Below are 12,877 nucleotides of genomic sequence, written 5' to 3' on the forward strand. Positions count from 1 at the left end.
CTTATCCAGTCCCAATAGATCACTCAATCGTAAAATGATGGTTCATTTCACCAGCGACAACAGTAGTAAGTGTATGGTACAACAGAGATAAGTCGCTAATAATCAAAAAGGAGTTTTGATAATGAATATAAACGCATCGGTCATGGGGCAGGTTATATTATTTACCGCCGTGATAAGCGGAATATTGAGCTTTTATCTGGGCAAAAGAAAGACTCAAACCCCCATTCTGGCCACAGTTATCGGTGTTATTTTATCCTTCATCCCTCCGCTGGCCTTGATCTACCTGGCCGCATTAGTGTTAAAAAACGATGTTAATCAAGTGGGTAAAGAGGATTAGAAGACTTATGCCGGTAGGTGGTATTTGTTAGTGACAATCAGCTTCTCGGCTAAAGCCGCTCCTACATCTGCCTGCTATTGTTTAACGAACAACTTGCTGAATTAAAAAAGGCAAAGCCCTTAGCTTTGCCTTCCCTGTTTGTCGCTTTCGGTCTCTTGTTGAATCTTAATCCGAAACCCTAAATCCTGGCCCGATTACTGAAAACTAAATTCGCGGCTAAAGCCGCTCCGACATTACATATCCCGCCAGATCATCACATCGGCAGGCTCGCCGTTTTTACGCGTGGCACGGTACATCCCTTCGGTATTAAACGGCGTCGCGATATTACCGCGTTGATCGATTGCGATGACGCCGCCGGTTCCGCCAGCCGTGATAAGGCGTTGATTGATCACCTCATCCGCCGCCTGAATTATCGATTTATTCTGATATTTGACCCGTGCACAGATATCGCCTGCCACATGGTAACGAATAAAATACTCTCCATGTCCGGTCGCAGATACCGCACACACGCCGTTTTCGGCATAGGTGCCCGCGCCGATCACCGGGGAATCACCTATCCGGCCGAAACGTTTCGCAGTCATGCCACCTGTAGAGGTGCCGGCTGCCAGATTGCCACTCTTATCCAGTGCGACAGCTCCCACAGTACCAAACTTATAATCCAGATCCAGATAATCGAGCCGCGGAGGCGTGTTCGATGCCTGATAATCCGGTGACTTACTGCCGATTTCCGACTCCGCTTGCTTCAATTTGGCTTTAGCATCCTGTAACTGCTTATAACGGCTTTCTGTGTCGAAATGGTTAGCCGGAACCAACGTAAAGCCCTGAGTCAGCGCAAACTCCTCGGCTCCCGCCCCCGAGAGCATCACATGGGGCGAGCTGTTCATTACTGCATTGGCCAGTTCGATAGGGTTCTTAATATGTTTAACCCCGGAAACGGCACCAGCATTCATGGTCTTGCCGTCCATGATGGAGGCATCCATCTCATGCATGCCATCATAGGTGTACACGGCCCCAACCCCGGCATTAAACAGGGGACTGTTTTCCAGCACACGGATCGCCGCCTGAATCGCCACCACACTATCGCCGCCCGTCTCGAGTACCTTATAGCCCGCATTCACCGCTTCGGTGAGTTTATCCCGGTAAGCTTGCTGCTGCTCGGGTGTGAGCTTAGCCTTGGTTATGGTGCCGGCCCCCCCATGAATTGCTATCGAAAATGGCTTCTCATCGGCCCAGACACTAGAGCTAAACGAAGTAAATGCAGCAAGAGTTATCGCTAATAAGCTTGAAATTCTTTTCACAAAAGGGTCCTATAATTTTTATTTGCACTCTTTGTAACCATTTTCATCCATAATTACAATCATCAACTTGCCTGAGATCAATAATCTAGCGACAATAGAGAGGCATTCGATTATTACTAAAAGAGTCTGATTTTTGAAAAACAGTTCATTGCGATTATGGTCATTGAGCATCATTTTTATCGGCTATCTACTGTGCCCCTTTTCCGCACAAGCTAATGACTGGTTAACTTTGAAAATTGAGGGCGTCGATGATGCGCTAAAGCGCAACATCAAGGCGCACTTAGGTGCTTTGCCAAAATCAAAGGTTCAGCGCCGAGCCTATATCTTCAATGCCGAAGACAATATCACCGCCGCCCTTCACTCCTTAGGCTTCTATCATGGTGAGATCGGTCAGGAGGTTATCTCCTCAGAGAAAGGCGCCTGGACGCTTTTATTGAACATCTCCCCGGGCGAGCCGACAAGACTGGAATGGATTGACATCAATTTCGATGGTGAGATCGCAGATGACAGGTTTATTCTCGACTGGCTGGATACGGTGAATATCAAACCCGGTGACATATTAAATCATGGCGTCTATGAACAGTTAAAATCACAGCTGGTAACTATCGCCTTAGCACGCGGTTATTTCGACGGCGAGTACAAGCGGTCGGCTATCACCATCAACCGCGACCTGAACACGGCAAAGATCACCCTGCATTACGACTCAGGCAAACGGTATCATATCGGTGCAGTCAGCTTCGAAGGGCACACTCTTAACGATGAGTTATTAAATGAACTAATCCCCTTCGACACAAACTCCCTTTTCAGTACGGGTAAACTAAGCAGCCTGAACAGGGAGCTGCTGGACACCAGTTATTTCTCCAATATCAAGGTATTGCCACAGGTAGATAAGACTCAGGGCTTAGCCGTGCCTATCAAGGTTGAACTAACCCCTAAGCCCAGTCACTCAATCGAACTGGGTTTGGGTGCCGATCTTGGTAATACCACAGAAAACAATATCGAACCCAGAGTTCGTGTGACCTGGCGAACGCCTCAGGTCAACAGTTATGGTCACTCTCAGGAGACCACAGCAGAGTGGGCACCGGATAAACCCAAATTTCTAACCACCTATACGATTCCCCTGACCCACCCTCTGGATGACCAACTCAAGATTCGGGTCGGCATGCTCAGGGATAAATATGGGGTGACTCAGGTTTATGATCCCGAAGATAAAAAGTTCGATAACACGGGGGAGCTTGAGGGAAGTAAACGCCTGTTGGGGCTGATCCGTCAGCAGCGGCTGGATAGCCAGTGGCTGTTCAGCTATTCGTTCGAATGGATAAGAGAGTTTTACAATCAGTCTGATATCGATTATGACCCCAAATTTATCCTGTTTGGCACCAGCATCTCAAAGACAACCCGTGGCGATAACAGCCTGGACCCCAAGTCCGGCTTCTTTCAACACTACAGCATTGAACACGCCGACCCTTCATTGGGCTCCAGCGTTCGTCTGACTCGATTACAGACCAAATATAAATGGATCGATACCTTTTTCGACAAACACAGAATCGTCTCCCGTCTCGATCTGGGCGTAAACCTGGCTGCGGATGAGGATCTTCCTTTCATTCCTCCCTCGCTGCGTTACTTCGCCGGTGGTGATCAGAGCATCAGGGGCTATAGTTATCAGGAGCTCGGGCCACACCTGGATTACATCAACAGCGATGGTCAGTTAGCAAGACAGGTGGTCGGTGGACGTTACCTTATGGTTGGTAGTGTAGAGTATCAATACTATCTGACACCCACCTGGCGTGTCGGTAGCTTTATCGATGCGGGTAATGCATTCGATGTAAACCAGATCGAACCGATAGTCTCAGTCGGTGGCGGTATTCACTGGATCTCGCCGATAGGACCGATAAAACTGGATCTTGGTGTCGGCCTGAAAGAGACAGATGTTGTAGATAGACCCTGGCGTATCCATTTAACCATGGGGGCCGAGCTATGACCGGAATTAATGACAATCATAACCAGGATAGCGTTGCAGAAACTCCCGCCACCAGAAGCGGCGGGATTAGCGCCACACTTTGGAGAGGTTTTAAGGCGTTCTCCCGAACCGTTATCTATCTGCCCCTGGGCGCACTGATTATCCTTGCCATCCTATTGGGAACCCCTTTGGGAAGCCGTTTGGCGGTGAGCCTTGCCGATATTTTTGTACCCGATCTTGATATTACCTATGTCTCCGGCACGCTCAACAAGCGACTTGAGGTGACCCGTGCTCATTGGGCAATGGATGGTATCTCTGTCGAAGCAGACGACCTGATTTTAGATTGGCGCCCCATGTGCTTACTGAGTAAACAGTTATGTGTTAACGAGCTGGCCGCCGGTAAAGTGTTGGTATCGATCGATACAGAGATGTTGGGCGATAACAATGATGATATGGCTCTCACAGATGAGGAGCCAATCGATAATCAATTTGATGACGAGCAGCTCGATGAGCAACAGGAGATCCGGCTCCCCTTCGGTATAGATCTAAAACGAGCCGATCTGGCCAACGTTAAGGTTCGCGTCAACGATATGCAGTTCAATGCATCGCGGCTGCAGACACAAGCGCAGTGGCAACAGAGTGGCATCCGGGCCAACTACCTGTATAGCAGCGACCTGCTGGTATCTATCCCCTTGTCCGATACCGGTGAGGAGCTTGAAACGAAGCAGAGCGGGGATCCGACGGCACACGCCGATGCAAACGACTGGCCGATGGCGCACCTGCCCGCCGTATTTATGCCAATACCGGTATTTGTCACAGATGCCGTGCTGGAGCGGAGTCATCTCAGATTAGGTGAGCGCGATGACTTTTTTGAAAGCATCATACTCGACGGCAGCTACCATAGTTTCTTAGTCAACCTCAATCAGCTGCTGGTAGAACATAGCTATGGTAAGGTTAACCTGAAGGGGGGGATCAGCCTCAAAGATGATTACCCTATGGAGATCTCGGCAACAGTCGACGCTCACAGCGTCGCCGAACTTCCGGGCCTGAAACGGCAACAGCTTTCACTTCATCTTTCCCGGGGCTTTAAAAATTTAGCCGTCACGGCAACCGGCAGTGGCCATGTCGATTTCAACCTGCTGGGCGAGATAGCTCTGGCCGACTCCAACCTGCCCTATTCGCTGAATTTTGAGGGCAAGAAACTTGGCTGGCCGTTGGACAAACCCAGCTATGCAGCAGACGGGATAACCCTGGTTACTCAGGGAGGGCTCGACCATCAGGATGTCACACTAACGGCCAATATCAAGACCCCTTTCCACCCCACTCTGGCCGTCGATACCCAGTTCAGCCACACAGGTACACAGCTCGATGTCGCTTACCTTCGACTGCTCGGAGAACCGGGAGAGGCGGAACTCTCTGGCAGTGCACAGTATGATGACGGCATAAGTTGGGATGCCGATATCAAGGCGCAAAACCTGCAGCTGCAGCAGGTAAAATTCAACCTGGAAACTCCGTTACCCGATAGCATCATCAGCGGCCAGGTTCACACCAGAGGCCATGTTAGCAACGAACGCTGGGAGGTCGGGATCAGCGATTCAGACCTTGATGGCGAGATCCAGGGCTACCCCTTCAAACTCATCGGCGATCTCAATGTGGACGACAAGCTACATCTTAGCGCCGAAAACCTAAAGTTAAGTGCACTGCAGAGCATTCTACAGGTATCCGGCACCGCGGATAACAGCTGGGCCGTAGACGCTAAGTTGCAGGTCCCGGATCTTAACCTCTGGCATGCTGAGTCATACGGCAGCATAGATGCATCTATCAATGTCTCGGGTGAGAGCGAACATCCTCAGGTTGCCGTTTCGGCCCATGTGAGTGACATTGAGTTCCAGCAACACAAGATAGAACAGGCGCTGGTGAAAGGGTTTTATCAGCCAAAGGATGAGCATGAATTTGCCCTCTCGGTAAAGGCTAAAGATCTAAACGTCGCGGCAGTAAAGCTTGATTCCGTCACTCTGGGATTTAAGGGTAACGAAAACAAACAAAAATTCGGCCTGCGAACATATGGTGAGCTGCAACTCAATACAAAGATTTACTCCACATACGACACCGAATCGACTCAGCTGGAGGCCGAGGTAAGAAACCTGAGTTTGAACTTCCTGCTGGGCAAGTGGGCGCTCGAAGCACCTATCGATCTGAGCTGGAATAATGATAAACAGACGGGGATAGTTAACCCCTTCTGCTGGCTCAACGAAAATGGCAGACTCTGTCTCGATGATGCCACAGAGCTCGCTGCGAATGGAGAAACCAGCTTGCTGTTCGATGGTGATATCGGTGGTGTATTGAAACCATTACTACCTGAGAATCTGAACTGGCAGGCGCCCGCTAAACTCTTCTCCAATATCAAATGGCAGGAAGGTTCTAAACCCGAGGGGTTCCTGGAGCTGAATTTGGCACCGGGTCAGATCAGTTTAAATAACAATAACCGTATGATCGATGTGGGCTACAAGCTGCTCAACTTCAAGGCGAGCCTGGATCAAGATAAGCTTATCAGCCAACTAAAATTTGACTCCCACGATATCGCCAGTTGGGAAGGTCAGCTGGAGATAAGCGTAGCCCCCGACCGAACCCTCTCCGGATACACTAAGCTCGAGCAGATTAACCTCGATGCCCTCTCTGAACTGATGCCACAGCTTGAAACGCTCACGGGAAAGATCTCCAGCGAGCTTGAGATCTCGGGTACCCTGGCCAAGCCCGATGTTTCCGGCAAAGTAAGACTGGAGCAGGGGCAGTTATTGGCGGCCGCGAACCCCACCCTACTTGAAGATATCGAACTGGATCTTACCCTCTCAGGCCAGAGCGCAACACTGGACGGGCAGTGGAAGATGGGAAGCGGTAAGGCGCAAATAGGTGGACTGTTTAACTGGCAAGGCGATAACTTCAACGGCGACATTCAGTTTGGCGGTGAGAAGCTCGCTATCATTCAGCCACCACTCGCCATCATTACAGCCTCGCCAGAGCTATCGATCAAGTTCGACACACACAGGGCTGACATTCAGGGCTTGATAAATATCGACTCAGGTAACATCAAGGTTAGCCAACTTCCCGAAGGCGGGGTAGCGGTCTCAGATGATGTGGTATTCCAAGACAGCCTCTCCAGCGGAGAAGTTGAGCAGAGCCCCTATGCCATCACTACCAACATAAAAATCAAGGTCGCAGACAGGCTGAGAATCGACGGCATGGGGTTAAGAGGCAAGCTTACCGGAACACTGGATCTCAGACAGGAGGCCTTTCGACCTCCGCTGCTATACGGCGATATCAGAGTGGTGGATGGCAGTTACAAGTTTATGGGGCAAACCCTCAAGATCAATGCCGGCGAGGTGCAGTTTATCGGCCCTGCCGAGGTACCCAGCCTCAATATTGAAGCGGTGAGAGAGATTAAAGATGAGGATGTGGTAGCCGGAGTCAGGATCACAGGCACGCCACTGAAACCGATAGTCACCCTCTTCTCCTCCCCAGTCAAAGAGCAGGCCGAGATCCTCTCCTACATCATCAAGGGGACAGGGTTCCACAGCAACGACGGCGATCAGAACAGTAGTTTAATGATGGGAGCAGCCCTGACGCTGAGTAATCAACTCGGCGGCGGAGCTGTAAATCTGATCGGTGAATCGGCCACCGGGCTGATCGAAAAGGTCGGATTTTCCAACGTACAGCTCGATGCCAACGATGACGGCCGCGTCGCCATCAGCGGCTATATTGGTGAGAATCTTATGGTCAAATATGGTGTCGGGGTATTCAACCCCGGCTACGAGATGACCGTTAGGTACTACCTGTTATCTCAGCTTTATCTTGAAACCGTATCGGGCAGCGTCGAACAGTCACTGGATATCTATTACAACTTCAATATAGATTAGCCACAAAAAAGCCGGCTAACGCCGGCTTTTAGGATTCACTGGAATTAAAGCTAATTTCCCGCAAGGCAAACTACTTCAAATTCTCTGTTTGTAGCCCACACAGTAGACATGGCAGACATTGCAGTATTATGAGCATAGGCAAACTCAGATGATGACATGTCTGACGTCCAAAGGTGAGTCTTTGGCCAGTCACATGCCTCGTGAGTGGCGTTAGCAATAGAGTTAAGCTTATTCAGAGTTGGTAAGGTTGAGCCCATACCAGCACAATACATAACTGCGTCTGCATAATTCATCTCTTTGCTTGCGATGTGAGTAAACTCGGGGCACTTACTTTCCATTCGGAAGTAGCTAACCTCTACCGAGGTTGCCGCCATATCGTGCTTATTTTCAGCTGGGTTTGCTGGCTCCAATATGATCATATCTCTCCAACCATACTTACCCTTCTCAAGCTGCAACTTAACATAGCCATCTTTATCAATGTCACCACCGAAAATCGGAATGGGTTCGTAGTGTTTATCACTCAAGATGCTTCCGTCTGAGCCGATAACCTCAACTGACTTGAATGTCAGTTTCAAATCCGAAGCAGGTTCACTACCCGGCTGTCGAGGTTTGAAATCTGGATTGTTTGACACCTCAACTTGCATCGTGTTCGCACTATTACGAACACCGTCAATTGTGCCTTCAACTTCCAGGGGCGCTCGAATGTACAAGCCTTCCTTGTTGGCCGGAACAGGTACCTCATGAGTGGTATAAGCGGCGGTATTGTAATGATGTATGTATTCGCGGTTAACGGCCGTCCACGGACCAAACGAGGTAAAGGGGGGCGAAAAGCTTTCGCTAGCAGAACCGGGTTCTTTTATGATGCGGTATTCAAATGTAACTGGAACTTCTTCATTATACGTTTCAAAAATGTTCTTAAGTTTCAGTAAATAAGGATGGATCTGTTCCATGCTCCAGCGAGCACCGTCCCCAACTAATGTACCCTGACAAAGTGGTCCTTCTTCAAGGCTAAGAACATTAAACATCACTGCAGCTTTTACCACGTCTTTAGGCAATTTCAGTGGAGTGTATGACACAACTTTGTTTGCAAGATACGCCATCGCTTCATCGACTGCCTCCTCGACAAAGGAAACCCGGGCAGCTGCATTCATCGCATTTTGCCGCTCTATCTCGCACTTCCTCTCAATATTGTCTTTGGTTCTTTCCAGCGCGTCTCGATAGTGACCTTCATCCCGTGACCATGGAGATTTGCTCAAAAACAAGTCCGTCCCGCTACGCAACATTTCAATGGGCTTAGGAGGCAGTCCATCAGCGTGTACCTTAACTCGTAACTCATGCCTACCATTAGAAAGGGGTTCACTCGTGAATTCATCTTTTAAGCCGGCATAGATCCTGTTAACAGGTTCAGGTGGGCTTAATTTATTGCTGGGTGGGGCTATGTTGGACTTAGCTGCCTTACTTACCGAGGCTAGCACTAGCGGTTCAGGCATGGTGTTTTTCGTTACAAACTCGACCCTGGAGATGTTATCTCTGATGGTGATGGTTTCGTTGTTGACCAGGAGTACGATTTCACCGCCATTAAAGCTCAACTCAACGTGATCATCAAAAGCTGTAGACTTCAACGAATCTCCGGTGACAAGATCATTGTAAGCTACATAGCCCTCAGCAATCACCATTTCCATGCCATCTTTCTCGAAAGAAGCGTAAATATCTCCCTGCTCATAAGCAGTTAGGTTGTAGTCGTCCGCACGGTTACTTGTGTGTCGTCATTACCTGTAGCATCTGTCGTTTCAGAGTCCTCTACTTCACACGCCTGCAACGTTAAAAGCAAAGCAATCAGCCAAATCTTTTTCATCTTTCAATTTCCCTTTGTTAGTGAAGCTACCTTTTTATCAGAAACTTAGAGTCGTAAGTGGGATCTATTCGACGGTTTGCATACTCTGTTAAAAAAATGTATCAAGCACCTACAGGGAGAATCCAAAGGAAACATCAAGCACAAAAAAACCGCTTCATGGCGAAGCGGTTTTTTCTACTTATCTCAACTTATACAACCGGGCAGCTTACTCTGCAGCTTCCAACAAGCTGTTTCTGTATCTCTGCCAAACTTTACCACTGTTGATACCATAGCTACGCATCAGGCCAGGAATAGCATTATGATTCTTCTCGAGGGCAAGCTGCAGCAGTGCCTCGTAGAAATCCATCGCAATCTCACGGGCCTTATCGATGGCAAAGTAATCCTCACCGACACGGCTGTAGAGACCTTTGAAGCCATTGAGGATCAGAACATATAACGGGTTGCCGCAGTTATAAGCCAGATCATGGTGCAACTGATAATCGAATTCAACATATGCCTTAGGATCATCTTTTAATGATTTGATCCCCTCTAATACCTGGATCACTTTCTCCGGGTTATGTCGAACCGCCCCCTTGAAATAGATGGCACTGATATTGGTTCTGGCAGAAAGCAGCTGCTCCAGAAGCACCGGCTCACCGGCAGGATTGAGATCGGCAATGGTTTCCAGTACGTTCAAACCTGAGGTTTCCCAGATATCATTGACGCGTGTTGGCTTACCATGCTGAATGGTCAACCAACCATCTCTTGCCAAACGCTGGAGCACTTCTCTGAGCGTGGTGCGTGTCACCCCAATCAGCTCCGAGAGTTCACGCTCTGCTGGTAAAATAGAACCTGGCGGGAATTTCTCCTCCCAGATAGATCGGACAATATACTTCTCGGCAAAGCTCGCAGGTCCTTTGGCTTCAATAATATCTTTGTTTTTTGCCTCGACAGGAGCTTTTTGGACAATTGTCATCAGGTTATTTTTCCCAATTTTTTTAAGTGATATTTAATTTACTGATCATACCAGAGCCGGAAAAAATGGAAACCTTTCTGGAACAATAGTGGCCAAGTTAGATGTTTTGCATCACAAATCGGTCCGGAATCAGTCAGCGGTCAATAAATAAGGGCTGTTTTGCCATGTTAATCGACATTTTAAGTTTTTTTTAAGGTGAAGATGAAGCTAGGGTATTAAATTAGGACTCTCTTTAAGCTAAACTGTTTCGATTCAATTTTTTGAAGTAATAAATCTAATAATCATATCTATCAACAATTTTGAGAGGGTGCCATGCCTGTGACTATGAGTCAGGCGTTTATTGATAACTTCTTGGGAAATTCACCCAAGTGGTTCAAAATCGCAATTTTATCTTTTTTAATTATCAACCCAATTATCTTCTACCTTAATCCGTTTATCGCAGGTTGGTTACTGGTTGTAGAGTTTATCTTCACCTTAGCTATGGCGCTAAAATGCTACCCTCTTCAACCGGGTGGTCTTTTAGCCATCGAAGCCGTCGCTATCGGCATGACATCCCCCAGTCAGGTTCTGCATGAGATAGAAGCCAACCTTGAAGTGATGCTACTGCTTATCTTCATGGTCGCCGGTATCTACTTCATGAAACAGCTACTGCTGTTCGTCTTCACTAAGATGATCACTAAGATACGCTCTAAAATTGTCGTATCTATGATGTTCTGTATCGCTTCGGCCTTCCTTTCGGCATTCCTCGACGCTCTGACTGTTATTGCCGTCATCATCGCCGTTGCCGTTGGTTTCTACTCTATCTACCATAAAGTTGCCTCGGGCAAGAGCTTTGCCGATGATCATGACCACACATCAGATGGTCATCATCAACTGTGCGAAGATGAGTTAGGCGCATTCCGTGGCTTCCTTCGTAACCTGTTGATGCATGCCGGTGTAGGTACAGCTCTGGGTGGCGTATGTACTATGGTGGGCGAACCGCAAAACCTGATTATTGCCGCACAGGCAAACTGGCAATTTGCCGAATTTGCACTTCGCATGTCACCCGTGACTATTCCGGTCTTCTTTGCCGGTATCGCGACCTGTTTCCTGGTCGAGAAGTTTAAGGTATTTGGTTATGGACAACAGCTGCCTAAAGCGGTTCATACTATCCTGTCTGAATATGACGCCCATGAAGATTCCCACCGTACTAAGCATGACAAGGTCAAACTGCTCATTCAGGCATTGATCGGTGTCTGGCTGGTCGTCGGTTTAGCCTTCCACCTGGCTTCGGTTGGTTTAATTGGCCTGTCGGTGATCATCATGGCGACAGCATTCAACGGCATCACCAACGAACATGCCTTAGGTAAGGCGTTCGAAGAGGCACTGCCATTCACGGCGTTATTAGCTGTATTCTTCGCCATCGTGGGTGTGATCATCGACCAGCACCTATTCGCTCCGGTGATTCAATGGGCATTGAGCTACGAAGGCAACACTCAGCTGGTTATCTTCTATATCGCAAACGGCCTGCTCTCTATGGTCAGTGATAATGTCTTCGTCGGTACGGTTTACATCAATGAGGTCAAAGCTGCGCTGTTATCGGGTCAGATCACCCGCGATCAGTTCGATCTGTTGGCTGTAGCGATCAACACGGGTACTAACCTGCCATCTGTGGCTACGCCAAATGGCCAGGCTGCATTCCTGTTCCTGCTGACTTCAGCTATCGCACCACTCATTCGTCTCTCCTATGGACGCATGGTATGGATGGCTCTGCCCTACACAATAGTGTTGTCTATTGTCGGTGTATTAGCCATTCAACTCGGTACTCTGGAGCAGATGACGCAATACTTCTATGACTCACATATGATACTGCATCATAGTGTTAAAGAGATTGGCGGTGCCGTCAGCGGACATTAAGCCCGAAATGATGAGTAATATTAAGATTTAATCTGAACTTTCTTAATTCATTAAAGTCTTATAAAAACGCCCTTTCGGGCGTTTTTTTTATTATATTTATGATTATGGAGATCATGCTCTTGAACCCTGTGACACGATTCGCTCAATCTCGTCTGGCCTGGCTCATTCTTACAGGCACAGCCCTCGGGCTGGAGCTTTGTGCCCTTTTCTTTCAACACGTAATGAAACTCGACCCCTGTGTCATGTGTATCTACCAGAGATTGGCTGTTTTTGGCATCTTAGGGGCTGGACTCATAGGGCTGGTCGGCTACAAGAATCGGTTTATGCGTTTTATCGCCGTACTAGGTTGGGCAATCAGCGCAACATGGGGTCTGAAACTGGCCTTGGAGTTGGTCGATATGCAGACGAACCCCTCTCCGTTTTCTACCTGCTCCTACCTTCCAGAGTTTCCGGAGTGGATGCCACTGCATGAATGGTTCCCCGCGGTATTTATGCCATCAGGTATGTGTACCGATATCCCCTGGCAGATGATGGGAGTCACCATGGGTCAGTGGATGATTGTCGCCTTTTCCGCTTACCTGCTGGCGCTGGCCATCTTTATCATCCCCGCGCTAAGCAAAACCCGTTAATCACTGTTCTCCATGACCCGATGGTCATGGAGC

9 protein-coding genes are annotated in these 12,877 nt (G+C 48.5%); 5 read left to right on the forward strand and 4 right to left on the reverse strand.

From position 1 onward, the window contains the following. The first annotated feature begins 121 nt into the window (after nucleotides 1–121). Entirely contained in the window at nucleotides 122–337 is a 216-nt protein-coding gene (locus Q1B47_RS03870; RefSeq protein WP_299788928.1) for a hypothetical protein, read from the forward strand. A 233-nt stretch (nucleotides 338–570) separates the two neighbouring features. Here Q1B47_RS03870 and Q1B47_RS03875 read toward each other — a convergent pair whose 3' ends face one another. Continuing rightward, a complete protein-coding gene (locus Q1B47_RS03875) occupies nucleotides 571–1,626 on the reverse strand; it encodes an isoaspartyl peptidase/L-asparaginase family protein (RefSeq protein ID WP_299789855.1) in 1,056 nt (351 codons plus the stop codon). A gap of 172 nt (nucleotides 1,627–1,798) precedes the next feature. Between Q1B47_RS03875 and Q1B47_RS03880 the strand changes: the two genes are divergently transcribed. Beyond that, nucleotides 1,799–3,616: an autotransporter assembly complex family protein gene (locus tag Q1B47_RS03880; protein WP_299789858.1), complete on the forward strand. Its 1,818-nt coding sequence runs from the start codon at nucleotides 1,799–1,801 to the stop codon at nucleotides 3,614–3,616. Further along, nucleotides 3,613–7,509, forward strand: coding sequence for a translocation/assembly module TamB domain-containing protein (locus tag Q1B47_RS03885; RefSeq protein ID WP_299788931.1), 3,897 nt, complete (start codon nucleotides 3,613–3,615; stop codon nucleotides 7,507–7,509). Before Q1B47_RS03880 ends, Q1B47_RS03885 begins: the two co-directional genes overlap by 4 nt. Nucleotides 7,510–7,559: 50 nt before the next feature. On the opposite strand, the gene Q1B47_RS03890 is transcribed toward Q1B47_RS03885, so the two are convergent. The 3 genes from Q1B47_RS03890 to fadR all read right to left on the reverse strand — a co-directional run bounded on the left by Q1B47_RS03890 (nucleotide 7,560) and on the right by fadR (nucleotide 10,319). After that, nucleotides 7,560–9,191 (reverse strand): hypothetical protein, encoded by a 1,632-nt coding sequence (locus Q1B47_RS03890; RefSeq protein ID WP_299788934.1) that lies wholly within the window; start codon nucleotides 9,189–9,191, stop codon nucleotides 7,560–7,562. A 47-nt stretch (nucleotides 9,192–9,238) separates the two neighbouring features. Further along, on the reverse strand, nucleotides 9,239–9,364 hold the full coding sequence (locus Q1B47_RS03895; protein WP_299788937.1) for a hypothetical protein: 126 nt from the start codon (nucleotides 9,362–9,364) through the stop codon (nucleotides 9,239–9,241). A 205-nt stretch (nucleotides 9,365–9,569) separates the two neighbouring features. Further along, nucleotides 9,570–10,319 carry a fatty acid metabolism transcriptional regulator FadR gene (gene fadR, locus Q1B47_RS03900; RefSeq protein WP_299788940.1) on the reverse strand — a complete coding sequence of 250 codons (750 nt, stop codon included), beginning with the start codon at nucleotides 10,317–10,319 and terminating at the stop codon, nucleotides 9,570–9,572. 312 nt (nucleotides 10,320–10,631) lie between these two features. Between fadR and nhaB the strand changes: the two genes are divergently transcribed. Continuing rightward, nucleotides 10,632–12,215, forward strand: coding sequence for a sodium/proton antiporter NhaB (gene nhaB / locus Q1B47_RS03905; RefSeq protein ID WP_299788943.1), 1,584 nt, complete (start codon nucleotides 10,632–10,634; stop codon nucleotides 12,213–12,215). Nucleotides 12,216–12,334: 119 nt separating this feature from the next. Further along, nucleotides 12,335–12,844, forward strand: coding sequence for a disulfide bond formation protein DsbB (dsbB, locus tag Q1B47_RS03910; protein WP_299789860.1), 510 nt, complete (start codon nucleotides 12,335–12,337; stop codon nucleotides 12,842–12,844). The last annotated feature ends 33 nt before the right edge of the window (nucleotides 12,845–12,877 follow it).

Source organism: uncultured Shewanella sp. (genome assembly GCF_947501225.1).
Classification (GTDB): Bacteria; Pseudomonadota; Gammaproteobacteria; order Enterobacterales; family Shewanellaceae; genus Shewanella.

Excerpts from the sequence above, each read along its gene's own strand:
- Q1B47_RS03870 (WP_299788928.1), top strand. The coding sequence starts at position 122 with ATGAATATAAACGCATCGGTCATGGGGCAGGTTATATTATTTACCGCC.
- Q1B47_RS03885 (WP_299788931.1), top strand. The coding sequence starts at position 3,613 with ATGACCGGAATTAATGACAATCATAACCAGGATAGCGTTGCAGAAACT.
- Q1B47_RS03890 (WP_299788934.1), bottom strand. The coding sequence starts at position 9,191 with ATGGAAATGGTGATTGCTGAGGGCTATGTAGCTTACAATGATCTTGTC.
- Q1B47_RS03895 (WP_299788937.1), bottom strand. The coding sequence starts at position 9,364 with ATGAAAAAGATTTGGCTGATTGCTTTGCTTTTAACGTTGCAGGCGTGT.
- fadR (WP_299788940.1), bottom strand. The coding sequence starts at position 10,319 with ATGACAATTGTCCAAAAAGCTCCTGTCGAGGCAAAAAACAAAGATATT.
- nhaB (WP_299788943.1), top strand. The coding sequence starts at position 10,632 with ATGCCTGTGACTATGAGTCAGGCGTTTATTGATAACTTCTTGGGAAAT.